Annotated in this window: 1 protein-coding gene; it reads left to right on the top strand. The window is 37.8% G+C overall.

All coding sequences use genetic code 11. The features are described 5' to 3' along the window. Positions 1-137: 137 nt before the first annotated feature. Positions 138-518: IS200/IS605 family transposase (gene tnpA / locus DW965_RS18935; protein ID WP_119189067.1), on the top strand; the 381-nt coding region annotated here is incomplete at its 3' end.

Genomic DNA, 518 nt, shown 5'->3' with positions numbered 1-518 from the left:
AATGAAAAGTCTAATCCCCCAGCTATGCTGGGGAGAATAGAGTAGTCGGAAGTGGTGAGGATAACAAAATAAAGCCTCCTGTGATAGAATGAGAATGGTGTCGCAAGCCAAACTCAAAATCAAAGGAGGCGGTCCAAATGGACAATAAAAGTTTATCACATACTCGTTGGAAATGCCAGTATCACATTGTGTTTATTCCTAAATACCGAAAGAAGGTATTGTATGGGAGAATACGCAGAGATGTCCGAGAGATAATAGCAACTTTATGCCAGTATAAAAATGTAGAGATAATTGCAGGAGCGGTATGTATAGATCATGTACATTTAAGCGTAGCAATTCCACCAAAACTCAGAGTATCAGATTTTATGGGGTATCTGAAAGGAAAAAGCACATTAATGATTTATGACAGGCATCCTGAGTTGCAAAGTAAATGGGATAAAGCGTTTTGGGCTAGAGGATATTATGTTGAAACGATTGGCAATATAACAGATGAAGCAGTTCAAAAGTATATAAAAGAG

The sequence above is a fragment of the Blautia sp. AM47-4 genome (assembly GCF_003479865.1).
GTDB lineage: Bacteria > Bacillota > Clostridia > Lachnospirales > Lachnospiraceae > Fusicatenibacter > Fusicatenibacter saccharivorans.
The sequence above is the reverse complement of the archived record's forward strand: the minus strand, read 5'-3'. Positions and strand labels throughout refer to the sequence as shown.